This is a genomic window from Sphingopyxis sp. (assembly GCF_040216815.1).
Classification (GTDB): domain Bacteria; phylum Pseudomonadota; class Alphaproteobacteria; order Sphingomonadales; family Sphingomonadaceae; genus Sphingopyxis.
In genome coordinates, this window is record NZ_JAVJOJ010000011.1 from 51,816 (window position 1) to 70,259 (window position 18,444).

Genomic DNA, 18,444 nt, shown 5'->3' on the forward strand with positions numbered 1-18,444 from the left:
CCGGGGGCGGTTCGATACTGTCGGGTGAAGGTTTCTTTTGCAGAAACAAGCGGTTGCGTGTCACCGCATTGCAGTTCACAGACTACTCATGTTTGCTAAACTTGAGCGATGAATATTTCGAACAGAAAAGTTGAGCGACATGCTCTCCAGTCGCTAAAGTAGGAGAAGGAAATGAACAAGCTTTCGGTGATGGGATTAACGATACTGGTGAGTAGTGTTATGTCGACCCCGACCATGGCGCAGAGCTTCTCCCCATCCAACACATTCTTCTTGGCCAATGGCCAACTGACATTCGTTATTGGCGGCCCTGGAAAGGTAAAATGTCTTGCCATGTTAGACGGGGTAACTGGCGCTGGCGGTAGTTCCGTGCCCGATGGTTCATTTCAGATTGTCGGTCAAGGAGGGGCGCCATGTCCAAACATCAATATCGGCCGGACGGACTATATGCTCACTAGCGCGACTGCGACTGGTGGCACAGGAATAATCAACAACGCTTCTATTTATCTCAGTGGGATCCTCGCCTGCTCAGGCTCGTTGCCGTTTACATGGGTAAACAATGGCTCAAATCCCTCGACAATCCAGTTTGATTCGAATGTGGGACCTTGTTCGGTCAAGGGTAGTCTGCAAACTGGAAGCACGGACGTCAATGTGGTCCCATAATTACTTGACGCGCGGGGATTGAAATCTCCGGGTTCTCCGGAGGCGACTTCAGGTGCTTACGGCCGGAATATCCGGCCATCACACAGAGTTGGCGGCGTCACTGGGATCAGGTGACGTCCCTTCTTTGCGTTCAGCGACGCGTTCCAGCGCTCGTCCCCGAAGTAGTATTGGGCTTAAGCTCCATAATCCTTCCTCGTGGCGTCAAAACATCCGGTCTATACGTTTTCCCGTCCGCACTATCATTCTGGGTTCCGACTTCCAACTCGGCTGGCCTTCACCGGGATCACGATGCCATGGAACCGGCTGTTGCATTTTCCGCCATTCGCCGTTAGGGGCAGCCGCTTCGCGGGCCCCGTGACGGGGAAAGCATCGACTCAGCCGCTGGTCGGTAACCAGCGGCACAGGAGCCAAGAGACATGAAAAAAGACATTCACCCCGACTATCACATGATCACGGTCAAGATGACCGATGGCACCGAATATCAGACGCGCTCGACCTGGGGCAGCGAAGGCGATGTGATGACGCTGGAAATCGACCCGACCGCGCACCCGGCATGGACCGGCGGCCAGGGCCGTATGCTCGATGCGGGCGGCCAGGTTGCCAAGTTCAACAAGCGTTTCGGCGGCCTTACGCTCAAGCGTTAATCAGGCGTCGCCCCTGCGAAGGCAGGGGCCGCTGGAGGTTTCTGCCTTCGGTGCTGGACAAGGCCGATTGCGGCCCCCGCCTTCGCCGGGGCGACGGTCAGCCCAAAACCTTTGCAAGCGCGCTTTGCCACCCGGCGAGGCGCGCTTTGCGCTTTTCGGCACTAAGCGCCGGTGTGAAGCGGGTGGTGCGCCCGCGCATGGCTTCGGCAGCGCTCGCAAGGTCGGGATAGAGGCCGGCGCCGGTCGCCGCGAGCATAGCGGCACCAAGCGCGGTGCTTTCGACAAATTCGGGACGCTCGACGGTCAGGTCGAGCATGTCGGCCAGATCCTGCGCCATCCAGTCGTTTGCCGCCATGCCGCCGTCGATGCGCAGTTCGGCCCAATCGACCCCGTCGGCGGCAAAAGCCGATTTGAGGTCGTGCGCCTGATAGGCCTGCGCCTCCAGAGCGGCGCGCGCGACATGGGCCTTGGTGCTGGCGAAGCTCAGGCCCGACAGCGCGGCGAGCGCATCGGGCCGCCAGTGTGGCGCGCCGAGGCCCGACAGGGCGGGGACGAGATATACGCCGCCATTATCCTCGACCGACCTGGCCAATCCTTCGCTCTCGCCCGCGCTGGCGAGCAACCCCAGCCCGTCGCGAAGCCATTTGATCAGGCTGCCCGCGACGAACACCGACCCTTCGAGCGCATAGGAGCGGACGTCCCCCTCCTGCACCAGCACCGTCGCGAGCAGGCGATTGTCCGAAACCGGCCGCGCCCGCCCGCTTGCCGACAGGATGAAGGCGCCCGTGCCGAAGGTGGCCTTGGTCTGCCCCGGCGCGAGGCAGGCTTGGCCGATGGTCGCGGCCTGCTGGTCGCCGGCCATGCCGCAGATCGGGATCGCGCCGCCGAACAGTGCCGGGTCGGTGGCACCCACCGTCGTAGTGCAGCCGGTGATTTCGGGGAGGAGCGTCATCGGAACGCCGAAAAGATCGCAAAGCGCCGCGTCCCAGCCGCCGTCGCCGTCGATCGCCATCAAGGCGGTGCGCGACGCATTGGTCGCGTCGCTGACATGGACGCCGCCGGTCAAGCGGTAGATGAGGTAGGATTCGATCGTTCCGACCGCCAGCCGCTCGCCCGCCTCGCGCAATTGCGGCCAGTGCCGGAGCGCCCAGCCGATCTTGCTTCCCGAAAAATAGGGGTCGAGCAGCAGTCCGCTCTTCGCTTGCACCATCGCTTCATGCCCGGCCGCATTCAGCGCGGCGCAGGCGTCGGCAGTGCGGCGATCCTGCCACACGATCGCGCGGGCAAGCGGTTCGCCTGTCGAACGATCCCAGAATACGACGGTCTCGCGTTGGTTGGTGATGCCGATCGCCGCCACATGATCGGCGCCGCCCGCGCGCGCGATCATCTCGCGGGTACAGGCAAGCGTCGCCTCCCATATCTCGGCCGCGTCATGTTCGACCAGGCCGGGGGCGGGGTAATATTGTTTGAGCTCGCGCTGCGCGCTGCCGAGCGGGGTTCCGTCGGCTGTGAACAACATGGTGCGGGTCGAAGTTGTGCCTTCGTCGATGACGATGATCTTTTCGGCCATATCCTCTCCCTTTGTTCACGTCGCCCCCGCCTTCGCGGGGGCGACGATATGTCCTTGGTGCAGAAAGACCAGCCCTTCGGCAAGTTCAGGGCGAACGGGTTTGGGAATAAGCGCGTATGCGCAAGCAATAATCTTGCAATATTGCGCAACCCATGCCATATGATTGTGCAGCGCAGCATGGCGGACCTCTCCGCCGCAACCACCGGCAGCGTGATTTTCCCGCCCGACACAGGCGCGGGACGAGCCGGAAGCGCGTTTTGTCCTGAAGAGGCACCCTTTCACGCGGGTCGTTTCGAACCCGCGGCCGTGCGCCGTCCGTTCGACGCGAACGGATGCGCCAGCGCGGCGCCCATTGTGAGTATTATATGACGACCTTTAACGACTTTGGCCTGCACGCCGACATCAATCGCGCGCTTGCCGCCAAGGATTATACCCAGCCGACGCCGATCCAGCTGCAAGCCATCCCGGTGCTGAAACAGGGCCGCGACCTGTGCGGGATCGCGCAGACCGGCACGGGCAAGACCGCGGCCTTTTCGCTGCCGTCCATCCACCATCTGTTGACCTATCCGCACCGCGCCAACCCGCGCAGCTGCCGGATGCTTGTCCTCTCGCCGACGCGCGAGCTCGCCGCGCAGATCGCGCAAAGCTGCCGCGACTATGGCCGTTTCACCAAGCTGCGCGTCTCGACCGTTTTCGGCGGGGTGCCGATCAATAAGCAGATCCGCGATCTCGCGCAGGGCGTCGACATCCTCGTCGCCACCCCCGGCCGCCTGCTCGACCTGATCGACCAGCGCGCGCTGCGCATGGACGATGTCGAGATTTTCGTGCTCGACGAAGCCGATCAGATGATGGACATGGGCTTCATCCACTCGCTGCGCCGTATTGCCAAAATCCTGCCGTCGCGCCGCCAGAACCTTTTCTTCTCGGCGACGATGCCCAGGGAGATCGCGGGGCTCGCCGACCAGTTCCTCAACGATCCGGTGACGGTGTCGGTGACGCCGCAGGCGACGACCGCGGAAAAGATCCGGCAGTTCTCCACCTTCGTCGAACAAAAGGAAAAACAGGCGCTGCTGACCTCGATCCTCCAGCGCGAGGACATCGACCGCGCGCTGATCTTCACCCGCACCAAACATGGCGCGGACCGCGTTGTGCGCCACCTGGCCGGCGCGAAGATCAAGGCGATGGCGATCCACGGCAACAAAAGCCAGAGCCAGCGTACGCAGGCGCTCCAGGCCTTCCGATCGGGCGAGATCAAGCTGCTCGTCGCGACCGACATCGCCGCGCGCGGCATCGACGTGTCGGGGGTCAGCCATGTCATCAACTTCGAGATTCCGAATGTGCCCGAACAATATGTCCACCGCATCGGCCGCACCGCGCGCGCCGGCGCCGAGGGCAAGGCGATCAGCTTCGTTGCGCCTGACGAGCGCCCCTATATGCGCGACATCGAGCGCGTGACGCGCACCAAGTCGGAGCCGATGCCGCTCCCTGAGAATTTCAGCGAACTGGTGCGCAACCTGCCCAAGCCGGTGCAGCCGCCGCGCGACACGGGCAGCAAGGGTCGCAACCCGCAGCGACAGCGCGAGGACGCGCTGCGCCAGCGCGACGGCGGCCACTGCGATGGCGGCAAGCCGCGCCGCGAGGGTGCGGCGGCCGACGGCCAGCCGCAGCGCAAGCGCCGCTTCCGCCCGCGTGGCGGCAAGGTCGGCGCGCACAAGGGCGCGGTGAAGCGCGTCGGTTGACGCGCCGCTGACACCCGTTAGACCCTCTTAGCCCCTCTCCTTTAGGGTAGGGGCTTAGCGAGGGGTAGCGGATGACGACCGAGGCAACATCACCCACCGGCACCCGCCAAAGCGAACGCAAGGTCATCCTCGCCTCGTCGCTCGGCACGGTATTCGAATGGTATGATTTCTATCTCTACGGCCTGCTCGCGACGGTCATTTCGGCGCAGTTTTTCTCCGGCGTCAACGAGACCACCGGCTTCATCTTCGCGCTCGCGGCCTTTGCCGCGGGCTTCGCGGTCAGGCCCTTTGGCGCGCTCGTCTTCGGGCGCATCGGCGATCTCGTCGGGCGCAAGAATACCTTTCTGGTGACGATGGGGCTGATGGGTGCGTCGACTTTCCTCGTCGGCGTGCTGCCGAGCTATGCCTCGATCGGCGTCGCGGCGCCGATCCTGCTCGTCCTGCTGCGGCTGGTACAGGGGCTCGCGCTCGGCGGCGAATATGGGGGCGCCGCCACTTATGTCGCCGAACATGCGCCCGAGGGGAAACGCGGCCTGTTCACCAGCTTCATCCAGACGACCGCGACGCTCGGTCTGTTCGCGGCGCTGGGCGTCGTCATCGTCATCCGTTCGGCGATGGGCGAGGCGGCGTTCGCCGACTGGGGCTGGCGCATTCCGTTCCTGATCTCGATCGTCCTGCTTGGCATTTCGCTCTGGATTCGCCTCCAGCTCGAAGAAAGCCCGGTGTTCAAGCAGATGAAGGTGGAAGGCACGATCTCGAAGGCGCCGCTGACCGAGGCGTTCGGGCGCTGGGAAAACCTGAAATGGGTGCTCGTCGCGTTGTTCGGCGCGGTCGCGGGGCAGGCGGTGGTCTGGTATTCGGGGCAATTCTATGCGCTGTTCTTCCTCGAAAAGACGCTGAAGGTCGATGGCGCGACCGCGAATATATTGATCGCCATCGCGCTGGCGCTTGGCACGCCCTTTTTCATCTTTTTCGGCTGGCTCAGCGACAAGGTGGGGCGCAAGCCGATCATCCTCACCGGCTGCGCGCTCGCGGCGCTCACCTATTTCCCGGCGTTCCAGATGCTCACCTCCGCTGCAAATCCGGCACTCTCCGAGGCTCAGGCACGCGCGCCCGTCGTCGTATTTGCCCACGCAGAGACCTGTTCGTTTCAATTCGACCCTATCGGTCGCACTTCTTTCGACCGGACGGGCTGCGACATCGCCAAATCCGCTCTCGCCAAAGCGGGGATTCCGTACGCCAATGAAGATGGCGCCTATCACGGCCGGGCGCTCGTGCATGTCGGTGAACAGGTGATTTCTGTCGCAGACAAGCAAAGTTTCGCCGCGGCACTCTCCGAATCGCTGGCCGTCGCCGGCTACCCTGCCAAGGCCGACCCAGCCGCGATCAACAAGCCGATGGTCGTCGCGATCCTCTTCTACCTCGTGCTGCTGGTGACAATGGTGTACGGCCCGATCGCGGCGTTGCTGGTCGAGCTGTTCCCCAGCCGCATTCGCTACACCGCCATGTCTTTGCCCTATCATATCGGCAACGGCTGGTTCGGCGGCTTCCTGCCGACGACGGCCTTTGCGATGGTCGCCGCGACGGGCAATATCTATTACGGACTCTGGTATCCCGTGATCGTTGCGGGGCTCACGCTGGTGGTCGGCCTCCTGTTCCTTCCCGAAACCTTCCGCCGTTCGCTGCACCGCTAGCCCGCATTGACGCGGCGGCAAGGCGCGTTAGGTTCGGCGTGGCCTTGAGGGGGGCTGGATGACCATCGACGACGACCTGGACTTCGATCCGCCGCCACCGCCGCGACGGCCGTTCTACCGGCGCAAGCGTGTGCTGGTTCCGCTCGCAGCGCTGGGGGTGCTTGTCGCGGCTTTCCTGCTGCTCCTGACCCCGGATACCGACCGCGACGCGATGATCGCCAAATATGGCGGATCGGATGCCGCCTTCGCGGTGGGCCCCGCGGGACAGCGCATCCATTATCGCGATCAGGGACGCCGCGACGGCCCCGCGATCATCCTGCTCCACGGATCGAACGCGAGTCTCCACACATGGGAGCCGCTGGTGGAACGGCTCGGCGGCGATTACCGCATCGTCACGCTCGACCTGCCGGGGCACGGACTGACGGGCGCCATCCCCAGCCGCGACTATAGCGCGTCGGCGATGATCGATGCTGTCGATGTCGTCGCGGCACGGCTGGAACTCGACCGGTTCATCCTCGGCGGCAATTCGATGGGCGGCTGGGTGGCGTGGCGCTATGTTCTCGAACATCCGGCGCGGGTCGAGGCGCTGCTCCTGCTCGACGCGGCCGGAATGCCGCTGCGCAAGGGCGAAAAGGCGCCCGAATCGAACGTCGGCTTTCGCATTCTCGAATATCCGTTCGGCCGCTGGCTCGCGACGCGGATCACCCCGCGGCTGCTGGTCGAACAATCGCTGCGCGGTTCGGTCGAGAAGCAGGACATCGTCGATGACGCGATGATCGACCGCTATTGGGAATTGCTGCGCTTTCCCGGCAATCGCGAGGCGACGGTGATGCGCGCGCGAACCGACCGCGAACCCGGATTGGCGGCGCGGGTAGGGGAGATCGGCGCGCCGACGCTGATCCTGTTCGGCGACCAGGACCGGTTGATCAACCCCACGGCCGCCCAGACCTTTGGCGAACGGATCGCGGGGTCCGAGGTGCTGTTGCTGGCGGGTATCGGACATCTGCCGATGGAGGAGGCACCCGACGAGGTTGCCGCGGCGATTGCCGACTTCCTCAAGCGGCGGCTTGCAGCGGAGGCGACTGGTCCAGAAACGCGCTGATCCTCGACGCAATCGCCGCGGCATGGGTGAAGGGGAAGAGGTGCGAACCCGGCACCACCTCCAGCACCGCGCCGTCGATCAGCTCGGCAATCGCCTGCCCATGACAGGCCGGGACGACGCCGTCGCGCTCGCCCATCAGTACCAGAACGGGCACATCCTTCAACCGCGGTAGCATCGCCGCGCTTGTCCAGCCCGCCATCGCCATCGCCTGACAGGCAAGGCCCAGCGGGGTCGCCGTCGGCAACCGCAGTCCGCTCGCGAGCATGTCGTCGTCGAGCAGCGCGGCCCAGCCGATCCCCGGTGCGCCGATGTTGGGCGTCGTCGCCATCAGCACCAGCCGGCGTATGCGCCCCGGAAACTGGATCGCGATCTGCTGCGCCAGTGCGCCGCCCCAGCTGAACCCCGCGACGTCGAGCAGGTCGTGACCGAGCCGCGTCGCAATTTCCATCACGGTCGCCGCCAAGGTCGGGGCGGTATAGGGGAGCAAGGCGTCGGGCGACGCGCCGACCCCCGGCATGTCGAGCGTCCAGACTTCGCGTCCATGAATCTGCGCGAGCAACGGCGCCGCCGCGGCGATGTCGGCGCCGATCCCGTTGAGGAACAGCAGCGGCGTTCCCGCCGCGCCTTCGCGCCAGCGCGCGATGCGCAGCGTGAGGCCATAGATGCGCTGGGTGCTGATGGCCGGACGGCCGCTGATCCTGCTCATGGCTCCTTCTGTGCCATAACCGGGCGAGCGGCGAAAGGCCGGGCGAGCCTAAACTTCGCGGTCAGCAGCGGCGGCCGCTGCCTGTTCGTAGCGCAAGCAATCGAAAATCTTTGCGCCTGCGAGGAATACGGCCCCAGTGCAGGCGAGCATCAGCAACTTGCCGCCGACACCCGGATATTCGTGAAGATAGGCGGAACCCCGCGCCATCGCACCGACGGCCAGGGCATAGATGATCAGGCACGCTTCAAAGCGGGTCTTGATGACAAACAGGCGTCCGATCTTCTTCAGCATCATCAACATCCAAGCAAGCGCCGTGCCAGCCGCGCGAATGCGGGATTCGCGCCGTGGCGAAGATGGTAAACTGTAAATTAACCCGACAGTGGAAGGCAAGGGGGCGCCGCTTTTGGGGTCGGGAGTGGGTGGTGACGCGATTCAAGCCCCTCCCCTTCAGGGGAGGGGTTGGGGTAGGGCTATCGGCCTTGCGCAAGGTCCGCGGCCCCACCCCACTACGACTAGGCAGCAAGCTGCCAAGTCTTCGTTGCCCCTCCCCTGAAGGGGATGGGCTGTTTCTTCCTTATGCTCGTTATCGGTCGAAACCCGCCCTTCCCTTAATCCGCGCGCGCAAACCAGATGGTGTGGCGTGCGCCTTTGCCGCTGGTGCGGGCGCGCACCGGGACTTCGTCCACGCGATAGCCCGCCGTCGCCAGCCGCCGGGTGAAGCGCGCATCGGGCGCCGCTGACCAGATTGCGAGCACGCCGCCGGGACGCAAGGCCGCCTTGGCCGCGGCAAGCCCGGCGGGCGAATAAATCCCGTCGTTCGCCGCGCGGACCAATCCATCGGGGCCGTTGTCGACGTCGAGCAGGATCGCGTCATAGCGGCCGCGTCCTGCCGCGATCACTGCCGCGACATCGCTGATCAGAAGTTCGACGCGCGGGTCGTTCAGGCATCCTGCGGCGAGCTGGGCCATCGGCCCCTGCGCCCAGTCGATGATTTCGGGAACGAGTTCGGCGATGGTGACTTTCGCTTCCGGGCCGAGCGCCGCCAAGGCCGCGCGCAGCGTGAAACCCATGCCATATCCGCCGATCAGAAGGTGCGCGCGTTCGGCGTTGCGGAGCCGTGCGCAGCTCATCACCGCGAGCGCCTCTTCGGAACCGGTCATCCGGCTGTTCATCAGCTCGTTGCCGCTGATCGCGATGATGAAATCGCCGCCGCGCCGGTACAGGCGCAGCTCGCCGCCGCCGGGTATCTGCGCGGTGTCGATCAGTTCGCGTATCTGCAAGCGATGTCAGCCGAGTTCGGCAAGGTCGAGTGCGGCGAGCAGCGCCGCGCGCGCCTGGCGCACGTCGGCCGCCAGCGCTGCCGATGCAAGGTCGGCGGGCGCGATCGTTTCGGGCCAGTGCCTTGTGACGACGGCCGCGATCCGGTCGAGCTTTTCGTCATCGGCCAGAAAGCGCGGATCGACCGTTGCAGGATCGGCGACGACGCGCAAGCGGAGGCACGCGGGACCGCCACCGTTCGCCATCGACTGGCGGACATCGACGGGCAGCAGCCGCCTTATCGGGCCGTTGCCCGCGATCATGTCGGTCAGCCAATTCCACACCGCGGGGATGGCCTCCGCCTCGGTCGGCAGCACCAGCCCCATGCCGCCGCCATCGGGCAGGCTGACGAGCTGGGCGTTGAACAGATAGGATTTGATCGCGTCGGGCAGGCTCACCGCGCTCGCGGGCACCTCGACGATCTCGACCTCCGGGAAGGCCGCCCGGATTTCGGCGTGTGCGCCCTCGCGATCCTCGAACGCGGTTTCGTGGGTGAAAAGCACATGCTCGTTGGCGACTGCCACGACATCGTTGTGGAAGGCGCCGCCCTGGATCGCCGTGTCCGACTGACGGATGAACAAAGTGCGCGCGGGGTCGAGCCGGTGATGGCGCGCGATCGCTTTCGATGCGTCGAGGTGCTGGCGCGCAGGGAAACGGCCGCCACCGACGCCATAGACGAAGATTTCGACGCCCGCCGCGTCGTGCCCGTTGCACAGCCGCATATGGTTCGCCGCGCCCTCGTCGCCGAAGGGCGCCGGGATCGGCGCATGGACCGCAAAGGCGGGGTTCGCGAAGGCGAGGCGGAGCTGCGCCAGCGTTCCCGGCCATTCGTGGCTGCGGTGCGGCATGGTGACGAGGTTGGCGACCGTGAGGTGGCATTTGCCATCGGCAGTATCGGGGGCGGGCGAGACCGTCGCGGCGTTCGCCGCCCACATCGAGGACGCCGACCATGCCTGCGCGCGCAAATGTCCCTCGGCATCGTTCAGGGTCGTGCCGAGCGCCGCGAGCCACGGCGCGTCGGGGCGGTCGAGCGGCATGAAGAAGCCTTGGCGCAGCCCGAGCGCCAGATTGTGCCGCATCTTGTCGATGCCTTGCAGCGCCGCCGCGCGCGGCTGCGACACGTCGCCGGCGTGGCTTGCCGAGGCGATATTGCCGCGACTGAGCCCCGCATAATTGTGGCTCGGGCCGATGATCCCGTCGAAGTTGATTTCGGTGAACATCTTATCGTCCGATCCAGCTGACCGGGTCGCCCTTGCCGACGGCCAAAATGTGCGCCGCGTGGGCATCGATCCGGCCCTCGGCATCGACCTTGCCGAAACAGCAGCGGAAATCGGCGAGCCGACCGGTCGCGATCAGCGCATCCTCGGCGCCCGGTCCGATCGCGTCCCCCGTTCCCGTCAATTCGATATGGCGGGCGTCGCGAATGCTCGCGACCTGATCGGTGCGCGCGGTCATCGTGGGGCCGCCGTCAAAGATGTCGACATAATTTTCAAAGGCGAAACCTTCATTCTCCAGCATTCGCATCGCGGCGCGGCCGCTGGGGTGGGGAACGCCGATCACGCTGCGTGCGTGGTCGCCGAGCATCGCGATATAGACAGGATGCTTGGGCATCAGATCGGCGATGAACTGGTTGCCATGGACCGCGTTGAACTGATCGGCCTCCTGAAAGCTCATCCCGAAAAATTTGCCCGCGACCCCGTCCCAGAAGGGCGAGCCGCCCGCCTCGTCGATCACGCCGCGCAGCTCGGCAAGGATGCGGTCGGCAAAGCGGGCGCGATGGCGGGCGATAAACAGATAGCGCGAGCGTGCGAGCAGCAACCCCAGGCCGCCGGCGCGCGCGGCGGGATGCAGGAACAGCCCACCGACTTCGCTCGCGCCGTTGAGGTCGTTGCTCAGCATCAGCACCTGCGCGTGAAAGGTCCGGCCGAGCTGTTCGCTATGCTTGCTGTCGGTGCCGATACGATAGGAATAAAAGGGCCAGCGCTGCCCGACCTGACCGAAAATCTGGCATGTCCCGCGCACCTCGCCGCTGTCCAGATCCTCAAGCACAAGCAGATACAGCTCGTCCGAGGGATATTCCTTGTCGCTTGCGAACGACGCTTCGGCGCGTTCGAGCTTGGCGCGCAGCGCCTTTTTGTCGGGGGGCAGGTTGGTGAAGCCGCCGCCGGTCAGTTTCGCCATTTCGTAGATGCTTTGCAGGTCGCCCGGTTTGGCCGCCCGGATCACATAGTTCACACAGTCCCCCGTTCCGCTATTCGCATCATGGTCAGCGCCGACAGTCGCGCGCGCTCGGCGAGGCTGTCGACGATCAGAAATTCGTCCGCGCTGTGAATGGCGCCGCCGCGCGGGCCCATGGTATCGACCACGGGAATTCCGCAGGCGGCGATATTATTGCCGTCGCACACGCCGCCTGTGGCTTTCCAGGCAATGTCGATCCCCAGCGCGGCGCCGCAGTCACGGACCAGCTCGAACAGCCGCGTGGCGGCGGGGTCGAGCGGCTTGGGCGGGCGATTGAAACCGCCGTGGATGTGACAGTGCACGTCATGGTCGCGCGACACCGCCGCGACCGCGCTGCGCAGCGCCGTTTCCGCCTCGACCATCGCTTCGGGGGTGGCGGGGCGCATATTGACCCGCAGGATCGCGCTGTCGGGCACGACATTGTTCGGGCCGCCGCCGTCGATCTTTGCCGGATTGACCTTGAGCGCGGGCGATTTGAGCTTGGCGAGCCGGAGCGCGAGGTCGGCGGCGGCGAGCAAGGCGTTGCGGCCATCGTCGGGATTGCGCCCGGCGTGCGCCGACAGACCGTGAACCGTCACCGAGAAATTGCCGCTTCCCGGCCGCGCCCCCGCCAGCGTGCCGTCGGGCAGCGCGGGTTCATAGGTGAGTGCGGCCGTCTTTCCCTTCGCAAGCTCGGCGATCAGCGCCGCCGAGGCGTGGCTGCCCGTTTCCTCGTCGCTGTTGATCATCACGTCATAGCCGACGCGGCTTGCCAATGGGGAGCTTTCGAGCGCCGTCAGCGCGGCGAGAATCACCGCGATCCCACCCTTCATGTCGGCGGTTCCGGGACCATTGAGTACCCCCGGTTCGAGCCATTTGAGCGACTGGAAGGGGTGGTCGGCGGCAAAGACGGTGTCCATATGTCCGGTCAGCAGCAGCTGCACCGGCGCATCGGGCCGCACGCGAAGGTGCAGATGCTCGCCGCGCTCGATCGTCTGGACCCGGCCCGCGGCATCGACGCTCTCGACCGGATCGGGGGCGACGAGCCGCACATCGCCCGGCAGCGCCGCAAAGGCGTCGGCGAGTTGGCTCGCAACGACCCGCAGTCCCGCCAGATTGCCCGTGCCGCTGTTGATCGCAGCCCATCGTTCGACCTGCGCGAGCATCGGCGCGTCGGCCGCGCGGTCGAGCGTCGCCTGTTCGGTTGAGGTAACAAGGGTCATGCTGCGGCTATAGCGAGCGGCGCAACGCTTTGGCACCCCCGCCGGCCATTTTGTCGGCCTGTGCAGTAAGTCACTGGTTTTGTGGGTTACGTCGGCTAGGTGCGCACGAACGTCTGCGAATCGCAAATCGTTAACGGAAACTTGGGGGCCTGTGCCTAGGCTGGCCGCAAGGAGATGAGTGAGCCGATGTCCATTGCCTTTGTCCTTGGCATCAACATGTCCGTGGCAGGCATCTTTGCGCTTGCTTTTGCGGTGGTTGCGGCGACGAACCGCACGGCGCGCGGGGCGGGATGGCTCGCGATGGGCTATGGCCTGGGGATCGTCAACGTCGGGTTGGAATTTCTGCTGACGCGGCAGGTCGAACCGACCGCGGTTGGCGTCGGCATCTTCCTCGTTTTCCTGCTGGCGCTGAGTTTCGCGCTGATCGGCATCGCATCGCATTGCCGTGTGGCGCCGCCGTGGGCCGCGATGGCGGCGATCTGGGTTCTCACGATCTTTGCGGTCCCGCTGATCTTCACGCTGCCCTATGGAACGTCGCTGCGGCTGATTTTATATCAACTACCCTATTTTGCGATGCACGTGGTCGCTGTCGTCGTCCTCCTGCGTTCGGGACGGCGCCAGGCGCTCGACCTGTTGCTGATCATGCTGCAGATCGTGGCGGCGCTGACCTATCTGGCGAAGCCGGTGGTCGCGGCACTCGTCGGGACCGCCAGCACGCCGCAGGGCTATATCGCGACCACTTATGCCGCCATTTCGCAAAGCAGCAGCGTGGTCGTGCTGATGGCGATCGGCCTGGTTCTGCTGCTCGTGATGATGCGCGACACGACCGCCGAGATGATCGCGCGGTCGGAGACCGATGCGCTGTCGAGCGTGCTCAACCGGCGCGGCTTTGAGCAACATGCCGGGGTCGCGCTGTTGCGCGGTGATGAGGCGGCGGTCCTGATCGCGGCCGATCTCGACGATTTCAAGAAGATCAACGACAGTTTCGGCCACGCCGCGGGCGATGGGGTGATCGCGCATTTCGCCGCGATGCTGGCCGATGCCGCCCCGGACGATGCCATTGTCGGGCGGATCGGCGGTGAGGAATTTGCCGTCCTGCTTCCCGACGCGATGCTGTCGGACGGACGCATTTATGCCGAAATCGTGCGCAAGGCCTTTGAGACCGCGCAGCTTCCGGTTCTGGGGGTCGACCGCGGTTTCACCGCCTCCTTCGGCGTCGCGCAGCGGGTGCCCGAGGATTCGCTGTTCGACCTGATGCGCCGCGCCGATGCCGCGCTCTATCGCGCCAAGGAAGGCGGCCGGAACCAGGTTCGCGTCGCCTTGAACGAAATGCCGCCGCCCGCAGAGAGAGGCGTCGCCTAAGCTTCGGGTTAAACCCCCAGCAGGGGCGTGTCTTCTTCGCGCGGCGGCGCGGCGTCGAAGCCGGGGAGGGGATCGAACCCCTCTTCGCTCAGCCGGATTGCGGCGAGCCCGCCCAGCTTGAAATGACCGAGCCGGGGTTCCTCATCCGACCGCCAATTCTTGCCCAAGTTGAGCGCGCTGACGAACAGGTCGCCATGCCGCTCGAACAGCAGATGCGGAGCCAGCCGCAGCGATTGGCCGTTATATTGCACCGTCACCAGTTTGCGGCGGGCGATGGCTTCCATCAGTTTCAGTCGTATATCGTCCATGAATCCGGATCGTTTCGGGGAGAAAGTCTTTTCGTTGTGCGCTGCAACCTAACCGACGAGCGTGCGCTTGAAAAGCGCCCATTGCCAATCGAAACCAATCGCGGCATAGGGCGGCTGCCCTTTCCTCCCCGGGTCCACGGGCGCAACTGCGCCGACCAGAGGGTGTTTGCATGACCGAATTTCTCGACCGCTCGGGCCTGTCCGTCGATTCGCGGCTGGCCGATTTCATCGAACAGCGCGCGCTGCCCGGAACGGGGCTGGACGCCGCCAAATTCTGGGCCGATTTCGCGGGCCTGCTGGGCAAGTTCGCGCCGGAGAATGCCGAACTGCTCGCCCGGCGCGAGGATTTGCAGGCGCGAATCGACGCCTGGCACCAGGATCGCGAGGGGCAGGCGCACGACGCCGATGCCTATCAGGCCTTTCTGCGCGAGATCGGCTATCTGGTGCCCGAACCCGCGCCGTTCGGCGTCGGCACGCAAAATGTCGATCCCGAAATCGCGACGATGGCGGGACCGCAGCTCGTCGTGCCCGCGCTCAATGCGCGCTTCGCGCTCAATGCCGCCAATGCGCGTTGGGGCAGCCTGTACGATGCGCTGTACGGCACTGACGCGCTCGATGCGCCGGCGGCGAAGCCCGGTGGATATGACGCGAGCCGCGGTGCGGCGGTGATCGCGCGCGCCAAGGCGTTTCTCGACGAGGCGGTGCCGCTGGCCGACGGAAAATGGGCCGACTGGGCGGGCGGCCAACTGACGCTTGCCGACCCCGCGCAATGGGTGGGCAGCAGGCCCGGCGGCATTTTGCTCAAGCATAACGGCCTGCACATCGAACTGGTGATCGATCCCGACAGCGCCATCGGCAAGAGCGATCCGGCGGGCATTGCCGACGTCGTGCTGGAAGCCGCGCTGACGACGATCATCGACCTGGAGGACAGCGTCGCTGCGGTCGATGGCGAGGACAAGGTGCTGGGGTACACGAACTGGCTCGGGCTGATGCGCGGCGATCTCGTCGAAAGCTTCGACAAGGGCGGCAAGACGGTGACGCGCGCGATGGCGGCGGACCGCGAGTGGACGTCGCCCGGCGGACAGAGCTTTGCACTGCATGGGCGCAGCGTGATGTTCGTCCGCAATGTGGGCCATCTGATGACGACGCCGATGATCCGGCTGCCGGACGGCGCAGAGGCGCCCGAAGGATTGTGCGACGCCGTCATCACCAGCCTGTGTTCGTTGCACGATCTGAAGCGGCTCGGCAGCCTTCGGAACAGCCGCGCGGGCAGCATCTATATCGTCAAGCCCAAGCAGCACGGGCCCGATGAATGCAGCTTCACCGACCGGTTGTTCGACGCGGTGGAGGACATGCTGGGCCTGGCGCGGCACACGATCAAGGTCGGCGTGATGGACGAGGAACGCCGCACCAGCGCGAACCTTGCCGCGTGCATCCACGCGGTGAAGGACCGGATCGTGTTCATCAATACGGGGTTCCTCGATCGCACCGGCGACGAGATTCACACGTCGATGCGCGCCGGGCCGATGATCCCCAAGGGCGAGATGAAGGCTTCGGACTGGATCGCCGCCTATGAGGATCGCAACGTCCGCATCGGGCTCGCCTGCGGGCTTTCGGGCAAGGCGCAGATCGGCAAGGGCATGTGGGCGATGCCCGACATGATGCGCGCGATGCTGGAGGCAAAGGTCGGCCACCCCAAATCGGGCGCGAACACCGCGTGGGTGCCGTCGCCGACCGCGGCGACGCTGCACGCGCTGCATTATCACGCGGTCGATGTGTTCGCGCGGCAGCGCGAGATTGCCGGCGAGGCGGTGCCGTCGCTCGACCGGCTGCTGAACATTCCGGTCGCGGCCGGCCGCAACTGGAGCGACGCCGAAATCGCCCGCGAACTCGACAATAATTGCCAGGGTATCCTGGGCTATGTCGTGCGCTGGATCGATCAAGGCGTCGGCTGTTCGAAAGTGCCCGACATCGACGATGTGGGGTTGATGGAAGACCGCGCGACCCTGCGCATTTCGAGCCAGGCGCTCGCCAACTGGCTGCTCCACGGCGTCTGCACCCCCGATCAGGTCGACGCCGCGCTGGCGCGGATGGCGGCAAAGGTCGATGCGCAGAATGCGAACGATCCGCTTTACGAGAAACTGACGCCCGATGGCGTCGCATGGCGTGCGGCGCGCGCGTTGATCTTTGAAGGCGTGACGCAGCCGTCGGGTTATACCGAGCCGCTGCTGCACAAATATCGGCAGATGAAGAAGGCGGCGTAAGCGGCGGGTAGCGAAGCCCGCCTGCATCGTCATCCCGGCCTTCGCCGGGATGACGACCAAAATGATGGGGAATCCACCCCAAATCCGCAACAGCGAGCGGCGTTCCTAAACCCGCCCCATAACCTCCAATATCCGCGTCGCCAGCCAGTCGCCGTCGGCGCCCGCGAAGCTGTGCGACGGACTTGCGAGGCGTTCGACGGGAAAGCGCTTCAGCGCGGCGGGGCAGTCGGCGACGAAGGCCTGCGCGGTGCGGTCGCCGGTGGCGAGCAGCAGCGTCGCTGGGATGGTGACGCGCGCGGCGGCTTCGTCGATCCGCGCCGCGAGGCTACCGGGGGGTGCGGCGGATTTGGGTTGGCGGAGCGCCGACAGGCCGCGGCGCAGCTTGGCGAAATCGACTTCGCCGCGCAGCAGCCGCAGCAGGCTTTTGGGATCGGTGAGCCGCGACAGGTAGCGTGCCCGGATCGCCGCGGCGGGCGGGAGCGCGGGCTCGTCCTCGGGCGCTGCCTCCGCGGCCGCCTCATAGGTCCAGGGATTGGCAAGAATCAGCGCATCCACCGGCAGCGGCTGGTGAAGGAGAAGCGCGCTCGCCGCGTCGCAATTGCCGAAGGCCACAATCCGCGCCAGCTGCGGCGCAGCGTTGCGGAAGGCGGCGACCGCCGCGGCGATGTCGGCGCCACTGCCTTCAAAACCGCCGTTAGCGCCCTCGCTGTCGCCGATGCCGCGGCGGTCGAAGCGGAAAACCGGATAGCCGGCGGCGGCGACGCGCGCGGCGAGCATCGCCATGCCGCGATGCGCGCCGCTGCGGATTTCATTGCCGCCCGACACGATGAGAAGCCCGGCCGCGCCCGGTGCATTGTCGAGCGATGCGGCGAGCGTGGCGCCTTCGCAGGCAAAATTCAGCTGATGCCGCATGACCGGCTCCATGCGGCGATGTCGGCGGCGATCGCCTGCGCCATGACGGCATCCTCACCCGGTTCGGCGCGTAGCCAGAGCGGGGTGCCCGCGATGCCGCCTTCGCCGAGCGCGACGCTGCGCAGCGGTTCGACGGGTTGCGCTTCGGCGGCGCCCAATCCGGCGATCATGGCGGGCGACAGCGCGTTGCCGGCGAGCAGCAGCGGGGCCGTTTGCGCGGCCGCGTGCAGGCTGTCGAGCGACGACGCGATCCCCGCCTCGCGGTCGGCGCTGACGCGGGCGCGCATCAGCGTGCGGAGCAGCGCGGCGCCCCCAACGGGCGCGAGGCGCCACCAGGCGGCGGCGTTAACGCGGTGGTCGATGAGCGCCCCCCCGCGAACCGACGCCACGATGACGGGGCCATCCGTCGTGCGCGTGACCGCGGCGAGCGCATCCTGCCAGCGCTCCAGATCGACCTCGGCGAGCGGGACGAGGCTTTCGTTCTGGCCGGGCAGGTCGGGAAGCAGCGCGGCGAAACCCCCGGCCGCCAGCGCGCGCATGGCAAGTACCAGCGTGCGACGCGTGCGGTTCGCTTCCTCGAACAGCGGCGGGACGACGACGACAGTGGCGCGGGGGGGAGCGACGGGGGCTATACCGAGCCGATGTTCGGGCGCGTGTCCGGTCATCGACCTCACTCCAGTCCTCATCCCGGCGAAGGCCGGGATGACGAGGACTGGAGGTGCGAGC

The 18,444-nt window shown here is 65.8% G+C and carries 17 protein-coding genes; 7 read left to right on the plus strand and 10 right to left on the minus strand.

The window, feature by feature from the left end; translation table 11 throughout:
* The first annotated feature begins 171 nt into the window (after nucleotides 1-171).
* Both RIA72_RS15315 and rpmE read left to right on the plus strand, forming a co-directional pair.
* Nucleotides 172-660, plus strand: a complete 489-nt coding sequence (locus tag RIA72_RS15315) for a PraA/PraB family alkane oxidation protein activator (protein ID WP_350032934.1) — start codon at nucleotides 172-174, stop codon at nucleotides 658-660.
* 416 nt (nucleotides 661-1,076) lie between these two features.
* Nucleotides 1,077-1,304 carry a 50S ribosomal protein L31 gene (gene rpmE, locus RIA72_RS15320; protein ID WP_095383345.1) on the plus strand — a complete coding sequence of 76 codons (228 nt, stop codon included), beginning with the start codon at nucleotides 1,077-1,079 and terminating at the stop codon, nucleotides 1,302-1,304.
* A 97-nt stretch (nucleotides 1,305-1,401) separates the two neighbouring features.
* Here the strand turns inward: rpmE and RIA72_RS15325 are convergent, their stop codons facing one another.
* On the minus strand, nucleotides 1,402-2,874 hold the full coding sequence (locus tag RIA72_RS15325; protein WP_350032935.1) for a glycerol kinase: 1,473 nt from the start codon (nucleotides 2,872-2,874) through the stop codon (nucleotides 1,402-1,404).
* Nucleotides 2,875-3,239: 365 nt separating this feature from the next.
* On the opposite strand from RIA72_RS15325, the gene RIA72_RS15330 reads away from it, so the two are divergent.
* The 3 genes from RIA72_RS15330 to RIA72_RS15340 all read left to right on the plus strand — a co-directional run bounded on the left by RIA72_RS15330 (nucleotide 3,240) and on the right by RIA72_RS15340 (nucleotide 7,409).
* Nucleotides 3,240-4,613 (plus strand): DEAD/DEAH box helicase, encoded by a 1,374-nt coding sequence (locus tag RIA72_RS15330; RefSeq protein ID WP_350032936.1) that lies wholly within the window; start codon nucleotides 3,240-3,242, stop codon nucleotides 4,611-4,613.
* Nucleotides 4,614-4,684: 71 nt separating this feature from the next.
* Complete coding sequence (locus tag RIA72_RS15335; protein ID WP_350032937.1) at nucleotides 4,685-6,307, plus strand: MFS transporter; 1,623 nt, start codon at nucleotides 4,685-4,687, stop codon at nucleotides 6,305-6,307.
* Between the two features lie 58 nt (nucleotides 6,308-6,365).
* On the plus strand, nucleotides 6,366-7,409 hold the full coding sequence (locus tag RIA72_RS15340; protein WP_350032938.1) for an alpha/beta fold hydrolase: 1,044 nt from the start codon (nucleotides 6,366-6,368) through the stop codon (nucleotides 7,407-7,409).
* Here RIA72_RS15340 and RIA72_RS15345 read toward each other — a convergent pair.
* The 6 genes from RIA72_RS15345 to RIA72_RS15370 form a co-directional block, all read right to left on the minus strand.
* Nucleotides 7,363-8,115, minus strand: a complete 753-nt coding sequence (locus RIA72_RS15345; RefSeq protein ID WP_350032939.1) for an alpha/beta fold hydrolase — start codon at nucleotides 8,113-8,115, stop codon at nucleotides 7,363-7,365. The genes RIA72_RS15340 and RIA72_RS15345 overlap by 47 nt on opposite strands.
* Before the next feature lie 48 nt (nucleotides 8,116-8,163).
* Nucleotides 8,164-8,406, minus strand: coding sequence for a hypothetical protein (locus RIA72_RS15350; protein ID WP_350032940.1), 243 nt, complete (start codon nucleotides 8,404-8,406; stop codon nucleotides 8,164-8,166).
* A gap of 317 nt (nucleotides 8,407-8,723) precedes the next feature.
* Nucleotides 8,724-9,395 (minus strand): spermine/spermidine synthase domain-containing protein, encoded by a 672-nt coding sequence (locus RIA72_RS15355; protein WP_350032941.1) that lies wholly within the window; start codon nucleotides 9,393-9,395, stop codon nucleotides 8,724-8,726.
* A 6-nt stretch (nucleotides 9,396-9,401) separates the two neighbouring features.
* Nucleotides 9,402-10,652, minus strand: coding sequence for an N-succinylarginine dihydrolase (locus RIA72_RS15360; protein WP_350032942.1), 1,251 nt, complete (start codon nucleotides 10,650-10,652; stop codon nucleotides 9,402-9,404).
* Nucleotide 10,653: 1 nt separating this feature from the next.
* On the minus strand, nucleotides 10,654-11,667 hold the full coding sequence (locus RIA72_RS15365) for an arginine N-succinyltransferase (RefSeq protein ID WP_350032943.1): 1,014 nt from the start codon (nucleotides 11,665-11,667) through the stop codon (nucleotides 10,654-10,656).
* Nucleotides 11,664-12,872 (minus strand): hydrolase, encoded by a 1,209-nt coding sequence (locus RIA72_RS15370; protein ID WP_350032944.1) that lies wholly within the window; start codon nucleotides 12,870-12,872, stop codon nucleotides 11,664-11,666. Before RIA72_RS15370 ends, RIA72_RS15365 begins: the two co-directional genes overlap by 4 nt.
* A gap of 186 nt (nucleotides 12,873-13,058) precedes the next feature.
* Between RIA72_RS15370 and RIA72_RS15375 the strand changes: the two genes are divergently transcribed.
* Nucleotides 13,059-14,234 (plus strand): GGDEF domain-containing protein, encoded by a 1,176-nt coding sequence (locus tag RIA72_RS15375; RefSeq protein ID WP_350032945.1) that lies wholly within the window; start codon nucleotides 13,059-13,061, stop codon nucleotides 14,232-14,234.
* 8 nt (nucleotides 14,235-14,242) lie between these two features.
* Here RIA72_RS15375 and RIA72_RS15380 read toward each other — a convergent pair whose 3' ends face one another.
* A complete protein-coding gene (locus tag RIA72_RS15380) occupies nucleotides 14,243-14,542 on the minus strand; it encodes a WYL domain-containing protein (protein WP_350032946.1) in 300 nt (99 codons plus the stop codon).
* A gap of 170 nt (nucleotides 14,543-14,712) precedes the next feature.
* Here RIA72_RS15380 and RIA72_RS15385 point away from each other — a divergent pair, with 170 nt between their 5' ends.
* Nucleotides 14,713-16,806 carry a malate synthase G gene (locus RIA72_RS15385; RefSeq protein WP_350032947.1) on the plus strand — a complete coding sequence of 698 codons (2,094 nt, stop codon included), beginning with the start codon at nucleotides 14,713-14,715 and terminating at the stop codon, nucleotides 16,804-16,806.
* Nucleotides 16,807-16,911: 105 nt separating this feature from the next.
* Here RIA72_RS15385 and RIA72_RS15390 read toward each other — a convergent pair whose 3' ends face one another.
* Nucleotides 16,912-17,718 (minus strand): hydrolase 1, exosortase A system-associated, encoded by an 807-nt coding sequence (locus RIA72_RS15390; RefSeq protein WP_350032948.1) that lies wholly within the window; start codon nucleotides 17,716-17,718, stop codon nucleotides 16,912-16,914.
* Entirely contained in the window at nucleotides 17,703-18,383 is a 681-nt protein-coding gene (locus RIA72_RS15395; protein WP_350032949.1) for an alpha/beta hydrolase family protein, read from the minus strand. The genes RIA72_RS15390 and RIA72_RS15395 overlap by 16 nt, the downstream gene beginning before the upstream one ends.
* Nucleotides 18,384-18,444 lie beyond the last annotated feature (61 nt).

Excerpts from the sequence above, each read along its gene's own strand:
- RIA72_RS15315 (WP_350032934.1), top strand. The coding sequence starts at position 172 with ATGAACAAGCTTTCGGTGATGGGATTAACGATACTGGTGAGTAGTGTT.
- rpmE (WP_095383345.1), top strand. The coding sequence starts at position 1,077 with ATGAAAAAAGACATTCACCCCGACTATCACATGATCACGGTCAAGATG.
- RIA72_RS15325 (WP_350032935.1), bottom strand. The coding sequence starts at position 2,874 with ATGGCCGAAAAGATCATCGTCATCGACGAAGGCACAACTTCGACCCGC.
- RIA72_RS15330 (WP_350032936.1), top strand. The coding sequence starts at position 3,240 with ATGACGACCTTTAACGACTTTGGCCTGCACGCCGACATCAATCGCGCG.
- RIA72_RS15335 (WP_350032937.1), top strand. The coding sequence starts at position 4,685 with ATGACGACCGAGGCAACATCACCCACCGGCACCCGCCAAAGCGAACGC.
- RIA72_RS15340 (WP_350032938.1), top strand. The coding sequence starts at position 6,366 with ATGACCATCGACGACGACCTGGACTTCGATCCGCCGCCACCGCCGCGA.
- RIA72_RS15345 (WP_350032939.1), bottom strand. The coding sequence starts at position 8,115 with ATGAGCAGGATCAGCGGCCGTCCGGCCATCAGCACCCAGCGCATCTAT.
- RIA72_RS15350 (WP_350032940.1), bottom strand. The coding sequence starts at position 8,406 with ATGCTGAAGAAGATCGGACGCCTGTTTGTCATCAAGACCCGCTTTGAA.
- RIA72_RS15360 (WP_350032942.1), bottom strand. The coding sequence starts at position 10,652 with ATGTTCACCGAAATCAACTTCGACGGGATCATCGGCCCGAGCCACAAT.
- RIA72_RS15370 (WP_350032944.1), bottom strand. The coding sequence starts at position 12,872 with ATGACCCTTGTTACCTCAACCGAACAGGCGACGCTCGACCGCGCGGCC.
- RIA72_RS15375 (WP_350032945.1), top strand. The coding sequence starts at position 13,059 with ATGTCCATTGCCTTTGTCCTTGGCATCAACATGTCCGTGGCAGGCATC.
- RIA72_RS15380 (WP_350032946.1), bottom strand. The coding sequence starts at position 14,542 with ATGGACGATATACGACTGAAACTGATGGAAGCCATCGCCCGCCGCAAA.
- RIA72_RS15385 (WP_350032947.1), top strand. The coding sequence starts at position 14,713 with ATGACCGAATTTCTCGACCGCTCGGGCCTGTCCGTCGATTCGCGGCTG.
- RIA72_RS15390 (WP_350032948.1), bottom strand. The coding sequence starts at position 17,718 with ATGCGGCATCAGCTGAATTTTGCCTGCGAAGGCGCCACGCTCGCCGCA.
- RIA72_RS15395 (WP_350032949.1), bottom strand. The coding sequence starts at position 18,383 with ATGACCGGACACGCGCCCGAACATCGGCTCGGTATAGCCCCCGTCGCT.